Below are 20,002 nucleotides of genomic sequence, written 5' to 3'. Positions count from 1 at the left end.
CAAACTCCTCTATCCGTCAGGCAGTTACTTATGAAAATTTTTTTAATATCTTTGCCCGAAGTAAACCTCACAGAAAATGAAACGGACACTTATATATATAGCGACCCTGTGGGCGGCTTTTGCCTGCACTCGGACACACCCGCATAATTTGTGACTTAGAAAAAAGAGAATCCCCGACCGTTCCGTCCCGAAGCCCCGACAGGCCTCCGGACGGATTGCCGCATAAAACGGAGGAGGGGTTGAGAACGACGTCGGAGATGATCCCCGGATTCATTATCGACCGCAAACACCGTTTTCCACACGTAAACGGTCAAGAGCTATTTTTTCACTTAAACCAACACCGTATGCTGAATTTCTACCATCTGTTGTCAAAGAGCGTCCTGCTGCTGGCCCCTGCGGTTTCACCGCCTTTTGCCGTCAGCGAAGCCCCGGGGCAAAGTTCCCGACCCGAGAACAAGCGTGCGGAGGACACGACCATTCAGAGTATGGTCCGCGACCAGGAGGGAACACCGCTGGTCGGGGCAACGACCGTCGACGAAGACGGGAGCAGCGCCGTGGCCGGCTCCTACGCGGCGATCCTGCGTCACCTGGAGACCGCCCTTCAGGCACCCGCCGCTCCGGAACCGGAAGATGACCCAGGAGCGCATTGACCGTACGAAGGTCGGAAACGGCCGATTCCGCCTCAAGGACCGGGTCGAGAGTCCCGAACGCTACCTGCTGGAGGTGAATGCCAATCCGGCCGGCACCCCGGCCCAGGACCTCGATGTGGAGCAGATCTTCCTCACGGCCTTCTACCTCGGAAACTCGAAAATCACGGTGAGCGACGACACCGAGACCCTGCAGACGCCCTACTGGCAGCAGGGCCGGGAGATGCAGCCGACCCTCGTGGAGGGCTCCGTGCAGGAGGATCTTCACAGGCAGCTGGAGGGGGGGGGACTGGACGCCGCGTTGTCCCGGAGACAAAAGGGCCGGCAGCAAAAGCTGCCGGCCCTTTCCGTACTTCCGGAGAGGCACTCCGGGATTTCACCCGCCGGGCATCAACGCACGATGATCTGGAGCGTCGATGTCGGGTAGTTGCTGTCCTTAATGGCGATCGAACCGCCGTCGATGGCATCCTTCTGCTCCTGCGTCACATAGAGGGTCTTCAGGTAGTAGCTGTGGAGCATGATGGTGGTGATGTTCGGGCAGCCCGTCACATCGAGCCACTGCACCTTGAAGTAGGAGGAGGCGAAGGGCGTATCCAGTTCGATGGTCTGCACATTGGTTCCCGACACGGTCAGCGACTGGCTGAAGACCTTGTACGTCGGATCATAGAACGTGGAGTCGAAGTAAACATACCCGTCGGTGATCGGAGCATCGCCCAGAATAAGTTTCTCAAGCGGGTTGTTTGTCAAATACGACTTCTTTTTACCGTACGAGGTATAGAAAAGTTTCATGAAATTCGGATTACCGCTCAGGTCAAGCTCCGTGATATTGTTGAAACCGATTCCATCGGCGCTCAGATCGGCCAGATTCTTAAAGGCCTCAATACCCTGCAAAGATCCGATACCCTTCCTGTAGAGTGAGGGCAGCGTCGTTGCATTCTGCCCCTTCTCGGTAATCTGGCACTCGTCGCCCGAGATGAGCGTCACGTAGCCGTTGTCGATCAGGATCTGACGGAACGCCGCATCGGGGAAGTGCACACCCTGGGGCTTTTTGCCCTGGTTGACAAAGACCTCGACCAGCAGCGACTCGTCCTCGGGCGAAGTGATGCGGATGGTTCCGTTGCGGAAGGCATCCGCGGTCGGCTCGACGCGGAAGTTGAGCGTCTGCTCGACCAGATCGCCCGTATGGTCGGGATCGGACAGCAAGACGATCCACTCGTCGGACTCGACCGCCAGTTCGACGTTGCTGCGAAGCTGAAAGCCGATCTCCTGTCCCTTGACAGGCACCGCGAAGGTACTCTCGCCGATGAGTTCGAGCACCAGATTCTTGTGCTGGGTGATGACGGCCGTCCGCTCGTCACCTTCGGCGTTGGAGAGGATCAGACGCGCCTCACGCGCACGTCCCGTGGTGTTGGGATCGACCGTAAAGTAAAGGAACGAAGGCTGCAGTTCGCTGCGCGAGGCCGCCGTCACGGCCGGATGCATCCAGTCGACCTCCTCCTCGAAGCGGCAGGAGGTCTGGCTCGACGACCACATCTTCACCCGCACATCCCCGCCTTCGGGTCCAAGTTCGAGGGTCCCCTCCCCCTCCAGATCGAGGACCGAACCGCCCAGCTGCGTGACGGTGAGGCGCTCTTCGCGGCTGCCGCACATGAAGGTGAAGGTTACGCTCCGCGACTCGAGCGACTCGTTGGGCTGCACCGTAAAGTTCACCTCGTCGCCATCCACGCCCTCCACGGCCGAGGGTTCGCACCACAACTGCCTTCCGGCGAGGCGCCATTCTCCGCTGCTTGCGACCGTCACGCGGCCGGCAGACTCGCCGCTCACCTCTCCGTCGGCCTCGAAGAGCAGCGTTCCGGTCGAGAGCGAAAGGGAGGCCACGGCCGCCGGTTCGTCGGTTCCGTTATCGTCGCCGCATCCGGTCCAGGCCACTGCGGCCAACAACATCCAAAATATCCTTTTCATCTTGCATTCCGTTTATAATTTAGACATTCCGGGCATCGGTTACCAATCCTTGGCGTGCGACTTGCCCGACCACACGACCTCATCGTCGTAAATATACTTGGCCACATCGCCCAGCGGCGTCTTCTGGCCGTTTCCGGCCTTGAGGTTGTAGACCATCTGCAGGCCATATCCCTCCCGGCGGTTGTACTGGATATTCTCAGGGTTCGACTCTCCCTCATAGGTCATGTCGAGCGATCCGACACCCCACTGGCTGCGGGTCATGCCGAGGTGGAGCACGTCGTAGAGGGCGCCGTAGTCGGTATAGGCATAGTCGATGAAATCACCGGGCCGGACACCGTCGATCATCATGTTGAAACCCTTGCCGTCGCGGCCCATCGCCTGGCCGATCTGATAGACCGTCACCAGTTTGTCGGGCATCAGACGCTTGACCTCGTAGAGCAGCCGCGCATAGGGAGCCGCTCCGTATTCGACGCATCCCGGGCGGATCGGGAACTGGCTGTAGCTCGAATACTCGTCGTCGAAGTCTACGCCGTCGAGGCCGTAGCTCTCGACGATCGCCCGCAGCTCCTCGGCGAAGAGGCGCGCGGCCTCGTCCGAAAGGTTGGCCACCCCCGTACCGTCGCCGTTTCCGAGGATCGTCAGGCTCACCCGCATGCCGGCATCCTGCAGCGGCTTGATGTACTTGTCGCGGTTGGCAAGGATGTGCTGCACGTTGGGGTTGAGCACCACGCCGACACGTCCCTCCTCCTCGATCCAGTTGATGTTGGCGGCGAAGAGGTTGACAATGTCGAAGAGCGGTTTGTCATTGCGTTTGCAGCTCCATTCGAGGGCGTTCAGCGGGTTGTTCCCGTTGACCTCCACATAGCAGACCGTGATCATGCCCGTATCCTTCTGCGTCGAGGGCCGTTCGCCGAGGACCTTCACCCAGAAGATACAGGAGTCTTCGGATTCGGAGATCCCGACGCCATCGGTCCCGGAGGTCAGCCTCAGGGGCAGGCCGTAGGTCGTGCCGACAGCCAGGTCGTCCGACGGGTCGACCCGCACCTGCAGCGGATCGGAGAGGGTGGTCTGCGGGCCCACGAGCAGCGCTCCGTCGGCTTCGAGGCGGACGGCCGAGGCCGGCACGGCCTCGAAATCGGTGGCATTCGCCTCGTTGTATTCCTCCAGGAGCGTTTCGTCATAGACGAGTTTCAGGTCGACGGCCTGCCCGGCGGCGGCGCTCAATACCACGCGGACCTCGCCCGTAACGGGTTCGGTCCGCAGTTCGAGCGTGGCCCCGGCAGCCCCGGCAGGGTTATAGAGTGCGCAGATGTTCTTCCCGACGATCTCCATACGCCCCCCGTCGACCGAGCTGGGGATGATCTCGTCGCTCGTACATGCGGCCAGGGCCAACCCTGCGCCGCAGCCGAGCCACAGATTCCAGATGATATTTTTCTTGCAGTTCATAGCGAAACAATCCATTTTAGATCCATCAATCAGTTTTCATCGGCACCGCCTTCGGGAGTGCCTGCAGCCTCGGGCAGCGACACGGAAGTCCACTTCAGCGCAGCATGGGCCTTTCCGCTGTTGCCGTTTCCGGTGTGGTCGCGGATGGTCTCCCCGGTAGCCTCGTCAAATTTCCAGTAGGCGACCAGCCCCTCGCTCCCGGGATCCACCTCGTAGACGTTGGCGGCAATCTCCTCCTGCGAGCGGACGACATTCCAGACGCGGCACTCGGTGATGTCGCCGTCGAGTTCGCGGCCCAAGGTGTAGGAGTAACCGATGTTGAATCCGTAGACCTCCCTGCTGGGGTTGACGTAGGGGGTCCCCAGATTGACCGCCTTGAACGTATTGCCGCTCTTGTCGATGGCCACCTGCCCGTCGATGTAGAGGATCATGCGTCCGGAGGCGACGTCGCACGTCAGGGCGATATGGGTCCACTTCTCGGCGGGGATCAGACAGGTCGCCGCCTCGCTGAAGTTGCTCGTTCCGTAGGGGGTCGGCAGGACGACCTGCAGCTGGTTGGGAGCCAGCCCGTTGTCGCTGATACGGATCAGGCAGTGTCCCTCGATGCCCATGACGGTCTTGATGCCGGCGTCGAGCACCGTGCTGCGGCAGCGGATGAGCGCCTCGAGGGTGAAGGCCTCCAGGTTGTCGAGGACCTTGCAGGAGGCGGACTCGCCGTCGAGCACCTCGTCGAAGGCGATGTAGTTGCCCTCGGAGAGCGTGGCCACGACGTTGATGATGGCGGCGCCCTGCAGCACGTAGTAGACCGTGCGGGCGCTTGCGAGCCGGGCCAGTCCGTCCGACGAACTCATCGAGACGGGCAGCACGTGAAGCGCTTCGGTGTCGAGGCGGTCGAGGTCGTGGAAACGGACCGTGACCTGCTCCGAGCGGTTCGTTCCGGCAGCGATGAGGGCTTCGGCCCCCTCGATCTCGTAGAAGTCGGCAGGGAGCATCACGGCCGACGCCCCGTACCGGCGGTTGTAGTCCGCCACGCGGCTCTCGTCGGCGGCAAAGAGGAGCGTCACGTCGCGGTCGACGGGTTTGGGCGTCGTGGCGTAGAACGAGCGTTCGTCGGAGAGCGTGGTCTGCTTGACGAAGATCGTCGAGACCTCGGAGCTCTGCTCGATGGAGACGCGGTTTTCGAAATCGCCGAACGGTGCGGGTTTGTCATCGCAGGCCGCCAGGGCGAGCAGCAGCGCCAGCGGCGCAAGTATTTTTATGGATTTCATGGAATTCAGTTTTTGGGCGAAGGATTAAGCATGTCGATGGCCTCCTTGGTGTATCGGTAGATCATCGAGGAGTTGAAATAGTCGTACTGCACGTTCATGATGCCGATACCGTTCTTGTCGACCTCGCCCGGGAGAAGCATCCACTCGGCGAGGGCCCCGACGGCGCGGACCGAGGCTCCGGAAGCGTCGGTGACATATCCGAAATCGGTCGAAGCGGGCTTGACGGCCGAGACGAGCCATACGAAGCGGTCGGTGGGCACACCGGTGTCGCACATCCGCCGGGCCAGCGTACCGAAGTCGTAGACCGTCGCGGCGGTCAGGCAGCGGACCACCAGCCAGTCGCAGTCCTCCAGCACCGACTTGTCGGTCAGGTTCTGGGGATTTCCCTCGAAGAGGAGCAGTTTGTCGGGATGGTGCTCCGTCCAACGCTTGAGCGCCTCCACGACCACGGCCTCACGGCCGGCCTGGAGCTGCCGCTCCTCTTCGGTCATGAAGACCGTACTCCTGGGTTCGTAGCAGACCGTCAGTCCGTCGAGTGCATCGGCCTCGATGTCGGCCATCCGGGCGGCGAGCTGCTCCCCGAGCCAGGGTGCGAAGCCGTCGGCCGGGGTCTGCTCCCCGCCGTCGCCCTCCTCCTGCTGTGCGGCATTCTCCCGGGCTGCCTCCCAGACGGCATAAAGGGCGCTGCAGTCCACGGCCCCGATCACGCGGGTGCCCTTTTCACGGAGCGCGGCGACCTGCTCCGCTTCCGAGGCGGTGAGCCGGCCGGCATCCATCAGCGCCACGACATCGACGCTGTCGGGGACATCGGAGAAGAATCCGCCGCGGCTGGCGGGTTGTTTGAGCGAATTGTCGAACCAGACGATCGTCCGGCAGTGCTCTCCGGCCTTGTAGGCACGCAACGAGGCCAGATAGCGGGCGTAGAGTTCGGGATCGTTCTCGCCGAAGGCGGGATCCTTGACTCCGATTTTCTCGTTTTCGGTCCAGTCGTCGCACGAGACGGCAAACAGAGCTCCGACCAGGAAAACGACGCTGCAAAGGTTATAGATCGTTCTTTTCATGATTTCCAGGATGCGTGTTAGAGTTTGTCTTTACAATCCCACCAGAGGCGCGTGGCCATGTTGTCGGGGCCGCCGAGCATCTCGTTGACGGCGGCGTTGACATGCTCGGAGTTCTCGCGGTACTCCTCGTCGGGATAGGGCATGCGGCGAGCGAATCCGCCCTCGGCGATGATGCCGCCGCTCCGGTTGTTCGTGGCGGGCATCAGGCGCGGATACCCCGTCCGGCGGAATTCGCACCAGGCCTCGAATCCGAGGGGATAGATCGCCAGCCACTTCTGGGTGATGATCTGCTCGAGATTGATCTCGAAGTTGCCGCGCTCGTCCCACTTGACGGGGATGGTGGCCGTTCCGGAGGTGTTGCTCTCCTTGCCCAGCGGATCGACGTACGACTCGGGGATGCGGAGGCTCTGGGTATACTCCTGGGCCCCCGAGACGCCCCACTGCTCGAACGAGAGGGCGATGCCCTTCTCATACCAGGACTTGGCATCCTCCCGGGCGCCGTACCAGCCGCGCAGGGCCGCTTCGGCCTTGAGGAAGGCCACCTCGGCGGCATTCATCCACATCAGCGGCGAGGTGTAGTCGACGACCATATTGGAGTACTGGCGCGACTCGCTGGGGATGCTGATGCCCGAGCGCAGGCCAATGTAACCGTTGGTGATCGACGAGGAGGTGAAGGTCGACGTCGTGAAGTACTTCTCGCGGCGGGGATCCTGGTATCCGTTCATGTAGGAGGTGATGTCGGCCGAGACGCGCGAGTCGCCGCCGTTGTAGTCGTACATGACCACGCGGAAGGGGTTCCGCTGGGCCGGGATGGCGGCGTTGTCACTGTTTCGGTCGATGACGCCTCCGGCATCGGAGAGGGCCTCGCGGACCTTGGCCTCGGCCAGTTCGGGCGCCACGTAGCTCAGCCGCATGGCGATGCGGAGCTTGAGCGAGTTGCCGAAACGGATCCACCGGGCGATGTTTCCGCCGTAGACCTTGTCGGCCGTCTCCTTGAGCGAGGCCGAGGCGTGGGCCGTCAGGACGGAGAGGGCCTGGTCGATCTCCTCGAAGAGGTGGTTGTAGACCTGCTCCTGCGAGTCGTAGGGGGCCGTAAGGCCGCCGTCGGCGCCGATCTGCGAATAGGGGATCGGGCCGTAGGTATCCGTCACGCGGTGCATGGCCGCGGCGCGGACCAGAGCGGCGACCGAAAGGGCCACTTCGTCGTCCGAATTGGTCTTGAGCTTGGTGTAGGCGTTGTAGACCTCGACGACCACGCGGTTCATCATCACGCGCGTCCAGTCGTTCGTGGGGTTGAAGATCGAGATACGGGTCGTGTGGCCGGGGTTCGAGTCGGCGGTGAAGCCGCCGAGGGCCCCGCCCAGCAGGATGTCGGTGAACTGGTGGGTATTGACATCGAGCGGAATGACCCATCCCTGCATGCCCGAGAGCGTGGAGGTGACGATGTAGTTGTCATTTCCCATGTCCTCCTTCGAAGCGGCATAGGGATCCTTGTTGATATCTTCGAAGCCGCCCGTGCAGGCTGCCAGGCAGCAGGCCGGCACCAGCACCAGCCGACGGGCGATATTCCGGAATTGTATCATGGTCATAAGCGTTTTTTAGAATTTGAGACGGAGGTTGAACCCGATGTTTCGCGTCGAAGGCATCATGAAGTAGTCGATACCCTGGTAGTAGTTGCCCGTGGTGGCCACCGATTCGGGATCGAACGGGGCCTTGCAGTAGATCATCCAGAGGTTGCGGCCCACGAGCGAGAGGGTGATGTCGCAGACGTTGCCGAGCTTCTCGCGGGGAATGGTGTAGCCGATCGAGGCCTCCTGCAGGCGGAAGTTCGTGGCCGAGTAGGTGTAGTACTGGGGCAGGCTCTTTCCGCCGACCACCTCATACCAGTTGTAGGCCGGGATAAGCGAGTTGCCGTTGATCCACACGCCGCCGGCATCACGCGCCGCAGCCGAATCCTCCGAGACGCCGAAGTAGTCGAGATAGGCCTGCGTGGCCGAGTAGACAATGCCGCCCAGCCGGGCCGTGAGCATGAACCCGAAGTTGAAGTTACCCCACTTGAAGTCGTTGCGCCAGGCCATGTTGGCCTTCGGGAAGACCGAACCGAGCTTGATGTCGTCGATGTTCTCCGAGACGGTGTAGATCTTGTTGTTCTCGTCGACATAGATGTTTCCGTTGGCATCGCGCTGGAGGTCGATGATCGAGTAGAGGTCGCCGAGCGACCCGCCCTTCTTGAGGATGAAGTGGGCCTGGTTCAGGCCGCCGACATCGAGGCGGTCCTTGGTGATGATCTGCCCGGTCTCGGGGTGGCGGTAGTTGTCGACCAGTTCGAGGATGCGGTTCTCGTTGGAGGACATGGTGAAGTTCGACGACCACGAGAACCTGCCCCACTCGTTGCTGTAGCCCAGGGCGAGCTCGACACCGCGGTTGCGCACCGAACCGGTCTGCACGTAGAGGGTCGAGTAACCCGACGAGACGGAGATCTGCGGGTCGAAGGTCTGGTTGTAGGTCTTCGTGTTGTAGTAGGAGACGTCGAGGTTGAAGTGCCTGAGGAAGCGCATCGTCAGACCCACCTCCCACGAATCCGTACGCTCGGGCTTGAGGTCATAGAACGGGTAGTTGGTGTTGGTTTTCCACACCTTGTTGTCGGCATCCCACACATAGACGGGATTGGCCAGGAAACGGGCGAAGGGAAGGCCCACCGAGGCCCACGAACCGCGGACCTTCACGTAGGAGAGCTCCTCGGGCATGTTGGGGATCAGCTGCGAGACGACCACCGAGGCGCCGACCGACGGATAGAAGAACGACGACTTGACCGACTGCGGACCGGCCAGCTGCGAGGGCCAGTCGTTGCGGCCCGTGAGGGTGAGGTAGTAGGTGCCCTTGTAGCCGATTTCGGCCGAGGCGAAGAGCGACTGATACTGCTCGCGCCATCCGGACTGTTCGCGGGAGACGCGGGTGTCATCGAGCTGGAAGACGTTGAAGACGTTGGCCAGGCCCGATTCCATGATGGGGCCGCGGTTGAGGAACGAGTCCTGCTCGATGTTGGAGATGACGGCACCGACGTTGGCCTGGAGCGTCCAGTCGTCGCCGAACGACTTGTTGACGTTCACCAGCACGTCGCCGTAGGTCTGCTGGTCCTCGGTCTTGGTGATGCCGTAGAGTCCGTTGCTCGAACCGTCGATGATCGTCGAGTTCGACGTGGCGTAGAACTTCTCGGTGTAGTTGTTCACGGCGTTGTCGATGCGGATACGGCCCGACACCGAGAGCCAGTCGAGGATCTGATACGAGAGGTTGGCGTTGAGCATGTAGCGGCGCCGGTTGTTCTGACGCAGGTTGCGGTAGTTGATCCAGTAGGGGTTCTGCATCGTGAGGTTGCCGTCACCGATCCACTCGTCCCAGTCCTGGACATAGATGCGGCGGTCGGCATCGTAATGCTCGAACATCCGGGCGCGGTCCCAGTCGTTGCCGCGCGGGAAGAGGTAGGCCGAGACCAGCGGGTTGGCATAGGTACCCTGATTGGTCATGTTGAGATCCTTCTGGAGGATGTACGAAGCCCCGATGTCGAGGGTCATGCGGTCCTTGAGGAACGACGTGGTGTTGCGGGCCGTGAAGTTGTAACGCTCATAGCCGTTGTTGGGTACGATGCCGCGCGAGTTGACGGCCGAAGCCGAGAGATAGGTCTGGTTGCGGTCGGTACCGGTGGAGAGCGAGACGGTCTCGGTACCGATCACGCCGGTCTGGAGATAGTCCTGGCGGGGGCTGTAGCCGAGCCGGTCCTGCGGATCGAGCAGGCTGCCCCAACTCATGTATTTCTGGCCTTCGGAGGCATAGACGTTGCCCGTGCCGTAGCGGTTCTGGAACTCGGGCATCCAGAATGCCGACACCACTTCGGTATTGCTCGTGACGGTCACCGAGGTATGCCCGGCCTTACCCTTCTTGGTGGTGATGACGATGGCGCCGTTCGAGGCGTGGCTGCCGTAAAGGGCCGCCGCAGCGGCACCCGTCAGCACCGAGATCGACTCGATGTCCTCGGGGTTGATGTCGGCCACCGCCTCCGATGTCCCGGCCGAGTCAAACTCCGTACCGCCCTCCCCTGCCAGGTTGTACATCGGCACGCCGTCGATGACATAGAGGGCGTTCGACGACTGGTCGATTCCCTTCGTTCCGCGCATGACCACCTTCGAGGCGCCGCCCACACCCGACGACGAAGCATTGATATTCACGCCGGCGACCTTTCCGTTCAGCGAATTGATGAAGTTGACATCCTTGTTTGCGACGATATCCTCCGAGGCGACCTGCTGGACGTTGTACGACAGGGCCTTCTCCGAGCGCTTGATACCCAGGGCCGTCACCACGACGGCATCGACGGCCTGCGCCTGCTCATGCAGGGTGAAGTCGATGCGCGTCCGGTTCCCGACGGGGCTTTCGGCGGGCTCATAGCCCAGGTAGTTGACCGCCAGCACGGCCGTAGCCGCGGGGGGGGGAACTTGCAGGGTATAGGCACCATCAGCATCGGTACTGCTGCCGATGGTGGTCCCCTTGACCAGCACGGCGGCTCCGATAACCGGAAGCCCCTGCGCATCGGTCACACGGCCCGAGACCGTCACCGGTCCCTCAGGGGTCTTCCTGGCGGGGGTCAGCATGATGTGACTGCCGGAGAGTTGCCAGGCCAAGCCGGCCTGGGCCGTGAGCTGGTCGAGCACTTCGGAGAGGGGTTTCTCCTGGACGCGGAGGTCGATCCGGCGAGCCGGGTCGATATCCTGGTCCTTGTAGAAAAACATGAGCGAAGTCTGTTTTTCGATCTGAACGACGGCGTCATAGAGTGTCCCGTTGTCTACGGTGACACTTACGGGACGGGACAAGGGTCCGTCCTGGGCCAGAGCCGCCGAATTGCCTGCCAGGCAGGAAAAAATCAAGACCAGGCAGACAAGATTCCAAATTTTTTTCATAAATTTAAAACCTCTTTAAAGATTACGGAGATGCCACACACCACCGTCGTAGCAGCGACAGTGTGCATGAGCGTGATTTTTATGGGGATCGGGGCCGGTCGGAAATTCAGCAGTTCGACCGGCTCTTTTTTTCGAATCCGCGGGAGCGGGATATGAGCGATCTGTCAAAGGATCATAGGCAGGTGAGGTTTAAGGTTCGACATTGTAGGCAGGTTATCGGATTTGGAGGCGTTTTTATCAGCGTTTGGAGAGGTAGTAGGTATCCCCGTCACGACGGATCGTCAGCACGTTGTCATGGTTCAGGATGTCGAACACCTCGCCGAGGCGTTCGTTGAGCGAGAAACTTCCCGTGCAGCAGATCTGCCCGACGGATTCGTCGGCCAGCACGATCTTCACCCCGTAGTAGTTCTGCAGGCGGGATGTGATCTGCGCGAGGGTCTGATTGCGGAAACGGTAGACCCCGTCGCTCCAGGACCGCTGGCGGTCGTAACTGTCGAGTTCCGAGAGGACATAGGAACCGTCGCGCCGGTCGTAACGACACTGGCGGTTGGGTTCGAGATTCACGGTCTGCACGACGCGCCCCTGGTCGTCGAGCAGGTCGAGCCCCACGGCGCCGGTCAGCAGGCTGACCGTATTGACCTGTTCGTTGGCATAGGCCTGAACGTTAAACGTCGTGCCGAGCACGCGGACGTTCTGCCCCCGGGCGTGTACGACAAAGGGGTGCCGGGGATCGTGCTCAACCTCGAAATAGGCCTCGCCGTCGAGCCAGACCTCACGCAGATCGCGGGTAAACTTGGCCGGATAGCGGAGTTTCGAAGAGGCCTTCATGGTGACGCGGGTTCCGTCCGAGAGGACGAGGTCGGATTTGGTGCCGGCAGCCACCTGGATTTCGTTGTAGTGCGCCGTTCTGTCGAACAGGTCGCCCTGCCCGACGAACATTCCGACGGCAATCAGGGCTGCTGCCGCCGCGGCATACCCGCCGAGCCGCAGCCACCAGCCCCTTTTCGGGGTCTTGCCGGCCCCGGCACGCGGGGTTGCGGAGCATGCGAACTCCGGGCGGGCCATCAGGCGGCGACGCATGGCCTCGACATCCACCCCGGCATCAGCAGCCGACGGGCGGCCGGCATAGAGATGCTTCAGGCCGTAGAGCCATTCGGCGTTGTCGGCATCCTCGCGGATCCAGGCCTCGAGAAGGTCTGCCTGCTGCGGGGTGCAACAATCCTGCACGTAAGCGATGATGGCGGATTCGATGTCAGAAGAGAGGTTCATGCCGGTTTGGGTGTTGTGTTTATCTTTATAACACCCGAGCGTCCGGATTTTCGTATCGTTTTTCGGAAAAAATCAGAAAAAAGTGCAGAAAAGGGCTCCGATGGCTCCCACAAGCAGCAGCATTCGCCGGCGGAGGAACTGCAGCGCCTTGTAGAGTTGGGTATCGACGGTTCGGCGGGAGATGCGGAGCCGTTCGGCGATCTCGTCGCTCCTGAGGTTTTCGAACCAGGACAGGAGGAAGACCTCGCGACAGCGCTCCGGGAGGGAGTCGATCAATCCGTGGAGTCGGTCGGTGAGGTCATCGTGCTGTTCGTCGAGGATGCGGAGTTCGTATTCGACCTCTCCGAGTTGAATCTTCTCGAGGGAATTCCGGGCATACTTGTCGGCGACGAGGTTATGGCGGATCAGATTCCGGCAGGCATTCAGGACGCTGCGATAGAGGAGCGGCTGGAGCTGCGCCTCGGGGAGGCGGAAATGCCCCTGCTGCCAGCATCGCATGAAAACATCCTGCACGACATCCTCGGCATACTTCCCGTCAACGAATCGCCGGGCATAAACGACCAGACGGGCCGCATACCGATAATATATGCGGTCGAAGTCGGCGAACTCGGGATCGAGGGGCCGATTCTCGTCATCCGGATATTTCCGAGGTTGGTCCAGATTCATTGCCCACAAAAATACGTAAAATCCGGACATGCGGAAGCATTCGCCACATATTTTCGCCGGGATCTCCGCAGGGAGGGGGGGGGATCGGGGAGTAACAGAAAGAGGCCGGCCCTGCAATGGGCCGGCCTCTGCCGTCTCCGGTCAGTTCTGCGGGAACCTGTCGGGATCAATCGACATATTCGATCTTGGCCGTCGAGATCCCGAGCCGGGCGGCAATCTCCTTGTAGCTGCACCCTTCGTAACGGAACAGCCGGAAGATCTCCCGTTGTTGATCGGACATCTGTTCGAGGGTTTGCCGGATGACCGTTTCGATCTCCGGAGCGAAAAGTTCATCGACATCCAAACTGTTCAACGAACGGATTTCGAGATCAATCTGACGGATTTGGTCATCGTGCAGCTCCCGTACGATACTCAAGGTACGTTTGCGGCGGTTGAGCCAGTTCAGACACTGGTTCCTGACGATGGCGAAGATATAGGCCGGGAGATTGGGACACGCTCCGATTCTGCCCTCCCGGGAGCGTTCCAGATAGATGCAGAAACTCTCCATGACCAGATCTTCGGCGACACCGGGGTCACAGACATAGCTTCGGGCCATGGCTTCGAAACGCGGCTTGCAACGTTCGAACAGGTCGGTAATTTTTTCAGGTTCCGTCATCTGCTGCAAAGAGGGCAAACAAAGATACAATAAAAATCTGCAAACAAAGAATCGACATTCGACGGCAATCGGTATCATATCGAAACAAAAAAGCCTGAATTATCCGATTTTTTTCAGCGGAGGCGGACAAATTCAGCAAAACCATGCCATCTTTGCAGCGACATACGAATCATCAGACTTATGACCAAGAGAATTCTCTTTCTGCACGGCTTCTTCGCCTCGGGCGACTGCGCACCGGCCCGGGCTCTGCAACAATATTTCGACGGGAAAGCCACGATTCTGGCACCCGATCTGCCGGCCCATCCGAAACAGGCCATCGAACTCATCGACCGCATCTGCCGCACGGAGCAGCCCGATCTGCTGGTCGGCAACAGCAACGGATCGTTTCTGGGGCAGATCGTGGTATCGGGGAACGGGCTTCCGGCTCTGCTGGGGAACCCGCATCTGGAGATGACGAGCTTCCTCTCCGAACGAATCGGCAGCCACGAATACAAGACACCGCGGGCCGACGGCCGCCAGCAGCTGACCATCGACCAGGCCCTGATCGACGAATTTGCCGAGGTTCAGCTTCATCAGTGGGACCACTGCCGCCCGGAGTATCGTGATCGGGTATGGGGACTGTTCGGCGAGCACGACACGGTAGCACACTACGAACCGCTCTTCCGCCAGCACTACACGCAGATCTACCACTTCCCGGGAGGTCATACCCCCACCGACGAGGAGGTTCGCACCTACTACGCCCCGCTGGCCGAACGACTGCTCATCCTGTAAACACGGAAGCGAAAGAAGACCCTGCCACCGTCCGCGCGAGGACAAAGTCGTACCCTCACCGTCCGCGATCCGGGAGAGGTCCTTCAAAAAGGGGAGGAGCCTTCAGTTGAAGGCTCCTCCCCTTTTCATCCAACCGAGTCGATCAGATCTTCAGAGACTCGTCAATCCTCCGGAACATATAGCGACAAAACGCCTGAGAATCGGCATCCCGTGCCACGGTCATACCGCGGCGGTAAATCTCGCGCATTTCCAGCAGCAGATCATAGTAGATATGGTCCGAAAAATCCCTGGCATAATAGGTCATCCGGTATTTGTTATAGGCCTTCAGCATTTCGAGTATTGCGGAAGCCTCCCGCGGGAAGGCGGGAGCCATCTCCCCGAAGCCGGCATCGGCAAAAGCCTGAGAGGAGGTCTTTGCCGGTTTGGGTTCGGCCAATACGTTTGATTTCCCGATAACTACTCCGACGAATGACTGTTGAAGCAGTTGGTCGTATTCGGAGAGCGATTTTCCGGTCTTCACCTTACGGAACACCAGCTCCGTGAGGTCGGAGGTCATCTCCTCGGGTGTATAGGCTCCGGGCAGAGCGGTCTGATAGCGGGTCAACGTTTCGAGCCGTTTGAAGAGCGTCATCAGGCAATCGTCGCGGAGCGATTGGGAGAGGTTGACCGCTTCATGCTTCGTCAACGGCGTGTCTAGCCACGAAAGATCCTCGATGAAGCGCAGCGTCTCCCGGACATACCGCTGCTGGTCCTCTTTGGGAACGACCCTCAACTGGGTCTGACCGTCACCGGCCCCCACCTCGGTATAATAGGCTCCCCCGATATAGGCCGCCAGATAGGAGATCACCTCCCGGACACCGGTTGCAATGGCATCGACGGCCTCCCGACGATAACTTCCGTCGAAATCCTGATCGGCGAGCCACTCCTCGGCATGAAGGACCGTTTCGCGCAGATTCCGCAACCGATATTCACAACGCTTGACGGGATCGTCACCCAAATTGGTGTAGGCCAGACGCACATCGCCGAAATAGTAATCATACCAGAAATTGCCGTAATAGAAGGCCGGATCGGCGGCATGGCTGCGCAGCATCTCCGAGAGATACGGGCGCTCCTCTTCGGGCGTTTCGGCTCCGGAAATCTCCCCATAGAGCCAGGCAATGGCGAAATAGTCGTATTTGCCCAGGCAGTCATTAACCAGACGCACCCCCTTGTCTTCGGGCTGAGCCAGATAGTTGTAGCTGTTCAGGGCCGTGATCGACGAACAGAGCCCCCATTCGCGGGTGAAGGAGGCCGAGCGCAACGAATCGGTCGGATAGGCCGAAGCCCCGGCGTAGTTGGTAGCCAGGCCCAATATCTGCGCCACGCCACGGGCCGTGTAGACGGCCAGTGAAGAGACGAGTTCCCCGTCGTCGATCCGCATCTCCCGGGCCCGTGGATCTACGGCCGCAAGGTCCAGGAAACGGCGATTGCGGATCTCGTCCCGAAGCGATTCACTCAGGTGGATACGGCCTCCGGTGATCTCACCGCTGCGCGGATCCGTCACAACATTTACGGTCACCTTGGGATTGGTCGAAGCCACATACTTCACACAGAACGTGCCGGGGCTGTCGGCATCGAATCCCGAGGCGGGATAATCGGCCGTCTGCAGGACATCTCCCATGCCGATGCGCCGGAATGCCTCATTCCACAATTCAACCCCCCGGCGAATTCCCTCCCGCCAAAGGGGAGAGAAGAGTGTATCGACATAAAAGGTGACGGGACGGATTTCGCCCTCTTTCCGGAAATTGATCCGCGAAGCGAAATAGGCCGGACGCGAGCCCTGTCTGACGGAGAAACGCGTATAGGGAACAGGAACCACACCGATTCTCGGATCGGCGATGCGAGCCGGTGCCGTCCGCTCGGGGAGCATCGTGATCGTACGCCGGGCCAGCGCCGTGAACGGCACATCCTTGCGGATGGTGAAGATGAAATACTGCGTGGTCACGTAATAGGTCAGATCGCTGACGACCGACGAATAGCCCTCGCCACCGCCGATGTCGCGCAGCAATGACAGATTCGACTTGTAACTGGCCCGGGAGACATGCAATGGCGTCATGCCGTGGGCCTCGAAGGCCATGAGGTGCTCGTTATCACTCATGAACAGGTCGGTATTCTCGATCACGACCGCCGTCGAGTCGGCATTGTAGGCCTTGACGGGATAGGAGGCAACAATCGGCCGGAGGGAGTTGATCTTCAGGGCCTGTTCGATCGTCGAGCCGCTTTCGGCCAACACACGTTGCGGAACCTCATGCATGCAAACCGTCGAATCGCGCAACGAGAAGGCGACATGATAGGGCGGAATGGGCTGCTGCCCGGCCAGTCCATAATCCGCCATCGACGACTCCTCGATCGTGGTATGGATGACAAACTCGCGGTTCAGCAGCGCCAGTGGAATCTCCGTATAGATTTTCCCGTCGACAAGATGGAGTTTGAAAAGTCCGTCGACGCTTTTGTGCGTTTTGTCCTTGAAGAGTTTTTCGTAGGGCGACAACTTGGGGGCCGTTGCAACGGACTCACTCTTTTTTCGGTTCTTGCGTCCCTTGTCCGCAGCCTGGGAGGTTTCGGGCAAGGCCACGGTCAACAACAAGGCAACGATCAGCAGGATGCCGATCGAGGCGTGTTTCTTGCTCATCATGCGGTTCTTCATTTATCAAGCGCTTTGTCCAGGTTGTACAACAGATAACGGTAATGCATGCGCGTCTGCCCGGAGGCCGACGCCACCCTCCGGCGCAACAGATCACGGATCTGCAGGATATCGTCGTAATAGGTCATCGCAAGGCTTTTCTTGGTGAAATACTGAAATTTGGGAGCCCCGAATCCGGACAGTTCCTCCACCGGAGAACCGGCTTCGGGACGTGTGAAGCCGACATGCTCCGTGTCGGGGTCGTCACCGGACAACCAACCGTCGAGGCCGTTGCTGCCGGACGCCGTCAGGGCGAACGTTGAGGAGGAGCTGCCTCCGCCCGCATACTCCTTCAGACCGGCCTGCGCGGCGGCAACCTTGAGGAATTCGCGCTGAATGGCCATCTCATCCTCGGTCAGCGGGCGGTTGCGCCGCGTGGGCTCCCAGACAAAATCGGAGACATCGCGGTAACAATCCTCGGGTGTATAGGCCTTCGTTCCGGCGAGCTGGGCATTGATCGAAAGGGTCTGTTTGGCCGGAGCGTTGACCACAGCCCGAATAAGAGCCTCACGAACGGCACTCCGCGGCGAACCCAGGATCGAAACCTTCTTCAACAGCGCTTCGTTGTCGAGCCACTGCAACTGCTTGAGTTCTCCGAGAATGAACTGCAGCGCCCGGCGCTGTTTTTCCCGCGGAACGCACACGACGGCCTGAACGGGATCGCCCTCCATCCGTTCATTGAGATAGATGCCGCCGATATTGGCGTAGACGTGTCCGATATAGGTGACATACTGGTTGATGATATTCGAATACATGTCGCTGCGGCAAGTGTAGTCGTCATCACCCTCGGCATACCAGCGATCGAGATTCGCCAGAATGTAGCGCAGGTTTCGGATTCCGTACTCCGATGCAGCCACAGCGTCATTGCCCAGATCTTCGGTCTGGGATTTGGGGTCGACGATGCTTCCGAACTGCTGTTTACCGTAGCGATAGACTGAATCGGCCGAGGCTTCGGTAATCCAGCGGGAGGTGATTTCGTACTCCTCTTCGGGCGTACGAGCCTCCGGCAGAGGCATGTAGAGCCACTTGACGGCATAGGCGTCATAGATACCGAAACGCGGTGGAGTGAGTTTCACGCCCCGTTCCACGTCACCGGGCTGAGCCACGTAGTTGAAACGCGCATAATCCATGATGGAGGTGGTGGTTCCATATTTGCGGGTGAACGACGGCGAACGCAACGAATCGACCGGGATGACGGCCGAGGCGCTCATATTATGCATGAAGCCCAGACAGTGGCCGACCTCGTGTGCCAGGACATACCGCAGGCCGTCGAGAATCACCTCGTCGGGGATCTGGACCCGCCGTACCCGCTCGTCAGCCTGAGCCGTCTGGACAAACAGCATGCGGTTCAGCATCTTGATGACGTCATGAAAGACATACACCGAGGCGTTGATGATCTCTCCGCTGCGGGGATCGACCCATGAGGGACCCATGGCATTGGCGATGGGGACGGGGGCATAGCGCAGACAGGAGTATTTGATGTTGTCGGGATCGAATTCGGGATCATCCTCCGGATAGGGGCGCGCCTGCACGGCCTCCTTGAAACCGATCTTCTCAAAGAGTTCGTTCCATTGGGTCACCCCCTCGTAGATGGCCGGCTTCCAGGACTCCGGGAAATCGGGATCGACATAGAAGACGATCGGTTTGAGCGGAGTCACCCGTTCGCCGCGCTTCCAGGCCTCGGGATCCGAGGGTTCGAGCCGCCAACGGTTGGCCAGATAGACGGCCTTGACACGCTGTTCGCGATCGCTGTAGAGGTACTTTCCGGTGGGGAAGACCGACATGCGGCTGTCGGTGAGCCGGGGTCGGTAGGGGGTCTCGTCGAGCAACACCAGCGTACGGGTCATCAACGCCGTAAAAGGTTTGTTGTCGACGATTTTCTGTTTGGTTTCGGGATGGGTGACCGAATAGGTATAGCTCAACGTACTCTTGACCGTCAGGTTGTCGGCAAAGGACTTGATCTCGCCCAGCGAAGAGAGCTCCTTGCGGAACGATTCGCTGAGCGTCGAGGACCCCGAACCGCCGTAAACGCCCAGATAGGAGAATGGCGAGAGCTCCTTGACATGACCCACGAAGAGATCCGTCACATCAAAGACCACGGCCGTCGAATCGGCATTACAAGCCTCAATCTTGAAATTCCGGAAAATCGTCGGCGTGTTGTTTCGATCCAGAGCCCGAAGGATGTTGCCGGCCACCCCGAGGGTGTAGTTTTCGGAATTGATCACACGGATCTGGACGTTCCGGTCCGTACGGGTGAAGCAGATGTGAAGCGGGACATAGGACTTCGAACCGGGAACGCCCGTCAGGTTATCCGAGGTTTCGGAGATGACCGAACCGAGGAGCATCTCCCGGTTGAAGAGCAACTGCGGAAATTCGAAATAGAGTTTCCCGTCGATTTTGTGGAGCTTGACCATTCCGTCGGCCACCTCATGCTTCTTTCCGAGGAGTTTGTCGTAATCGCTTTGTTTGGGAGCCGGGGTTTCGGTCTTCGCCTTGTCCTGCTTCTTTTTGTTTTTGGCCGAAACGGGAGCGGCGGCGATCATGCTGCAGAGCAGCAGGGTTAGCATTCGTGTGAACATAGATCTG

14 protein-coding genes are annotated in these 20,002 nt (G+C 59.9%); 3 read left to right on the top strand and 11 right to left on the bottom strand.

The features are described from left to right. Positions 1 to 344: 344 nt before the first annotated feature. Entirely contained in the window at positions 345 to 650 is a 306-nt protein-coding gene (locus tag B5E60_RS09745) for a hypothetical protein (RefSeq protein ID WP_143260731.1), read from the top strand. Continuing rightward, positions 631 to 1,074, top strand: a complete 444-nt coding sequence (locus tag B5E60_RS09740; RefSeq protein WP_087311307.1) for a DUF4369 domain-containing protein — start codon at positions 631 to 633, stop codon at positions 1,072 to 1,074. The genes B5E60_RS09745 and B5E60_RS09740 overlap by 20 nt, the downstream gene beginning before the upstream one ends. On the opposite strand, the gene B5E60_RS09735 is transcribed toward B5E60_RS09740, so the two are convergent. From B5E60_RS09735 to B5E60_RS09695, 9 genes are all read right to left on the bottom strand, one after another. After that, a complete protein-coding gene (locus B5E60_RS09735; protein WP_087311306.1) occupies positions 1,038 to 2,609 on the bottom strand; it encodes a BACON domain-containing protein in 1,572 nt (523 codons plus the stop codon). The two genes, B5E60_RS09740 and B5E60_RS09735, sit on opposite strands and share 37 nt — an antisense overlap. A 39-nt stretch (positions 2,610 to 2,648) precedes the next feature. After that, positions 2,649 to 4,055: a BT_3987 domain-containing protein gene (locus B5E60_RS09730; protein ID WP_162611626.1), complete on the bottom strand. Its 1,407-nt coding sequence runs from the start codon at positions 4,053 to 4,055 to the stop codon at positions 2,649 to 2,651. Between the two features lie 29 nt (positions 4,056 to 4,084). After that, positions 4,085 to 5,323, bottom strand: coding sequence for a BT_3987 domain-containing protein (locus B5E60_RS09725; protein ID WP_087311304.1), 1,239 nt, complete (start codon positions 5,321 to 5,323; stop codon positions 4,085 to 4,087). Between the two features lie 5 nt (positions 5,324 to 5,328). Beyond that, positions 5,329 to 6,384: a glycoside hydrolase family 18 gene (locus B5E60_RS09720; protein ID WP_087311303.1), complete on the bottom strand. Its 1,056-nt coding sequence runs from the start codon at positions 6,382 to 6,384 to the stop codon at positions 5,329 to 5,331. A gap of 17 nt (positions 6,385 to 6,401) precedes the next feature. Next, positions 6,402 to 7,967 carry a RagB/SusD family nutrient uptake outer membrane protein gene (locus tag B5E60_RS09715; RefSeq protein ID WP_087311313.1) on the bottom strand — a complete coding sequence of 522 codons (1,566 nt, stop codon included), beginning with the start codon at positions 7,965 to 7,967 and terminating at the stop codon, positions 6,402 to 6,404. A 15-nt stretch (positions 7,968 to 7,982) separates the two neighbouring features. Further along, positions 7,983 to 11,333, bottom strand: coding sequence for a SusC/RagA family TonB-linked outer membrane protein (locus B5E60_RS09710; protein ID WP_087311302.1), 3,351 nt, complete (start codon positions 11,331 to 11,333; stop codon positions 7,983 to 7,985). Positions 11,334 to 11,570: 237 nt separating this feature from the next. Then, positions 11,571 to 12,602 (bottom strand): FecR family protein, encoded by a 1,032-nt coding sequence (locus B5E60_RS09705; protein ID WP_087311301.1) that lies wholly within the window; start codon positions 12,600 to 12,602, stop codon positions 11,571 to 11,573. Positions 12,603 to 12,674: 72 nt separating this feature from the next. Further along, positions 12,675 to 13,268: an RNA polymerase sigma-70 factor gene (locus B5E60_RS09700; RefSeq protein ID WP_162611625.1), complete on the bottom strand. Its 594-nt coding sequence runs from the start codon at positions 13,266 to 13,268 to the stop codon at positions 12,675 to 12,677. A 166-nt stretch (positions 13,269 to 13,434) separates the two neighbouring features. Next, complete coding sequence (locus tag B5E60_RS09695; RefSeq protein WP_162611624.1) at positions 13,435 to 13,923, bottom strand: sigma-70 family RNA polymerase sigma factor; 489 nt, start codon at positions 13,921 to 13,923, stop codon at positions 13,435 to 13,437. Positions 13,924 to 14,103: 180 nt separating this feature from the next. Between B5E60_RS09695 and B5E60_RS09690 the strand changes: the two genes are divergently transcribed. Further along, a complete protein-coding gene (locus B5E60_RS09690) occupies positions 14,104 to 14,694 on the top strand; it encodes a YqiA/YcfP family alpha/beta fold hydrolase (RefSeq protein WP_087311298.1) in 591 nt (196 codons plus the stop codon). Positions 14,695 to 14,836: 142 nt separating this feature from the next. On the opposite strand, the gene B5E60_RS09685 is transcribed toward B5E60_RS09690, so the two are convergent. Both B5E60_RS09685 and B5E60_RS09680 read right to left on the bottom strand, forming a co-directional pair. Continuing rightward, a complete protein-coding gene (locus tag B5E60_RS09685; protein ID WP_087311297.1) occupies positions 14,837 to 17,380 on the bottom strand; it encodes a DUF5117 and DUF5118 domain-containing protein in 2,544 nt (847 codons plus the stop codon). Next, positions 17,377 to 19,995, bottom strand: coding sequence for a zinc-dependent metalloprotease (locus tag B5E60_RS09680; RefSeq protein ID WP_087311296.1), 2,619 nt, complete (start codon positions 19,993 to 19,995; stop codon positions 17,377 to 17,379). The genes B5E60_RS09685 and B5E60_RS09680 overlap by 4 nt, the downstream gene beginning before the upstream one ends. Between the last annotated feature and the right edge of the window lie 7 nt (positions 19,996 to 20,002).

This window comes from Alistipes sp. An116 (assembly GCF_002161005.1).
Lineage (GTDB): Bacteria > Bacteroidota > Bacteroidia > Bacteroidales > Rikenellaceae > Alistipes > Alistipes megaguti.
The sequence above is the reverse complement of the archived record's forward strand: the minus strand, read 5'-3'. Positions and strand labels throughout refer to the sequence as shown.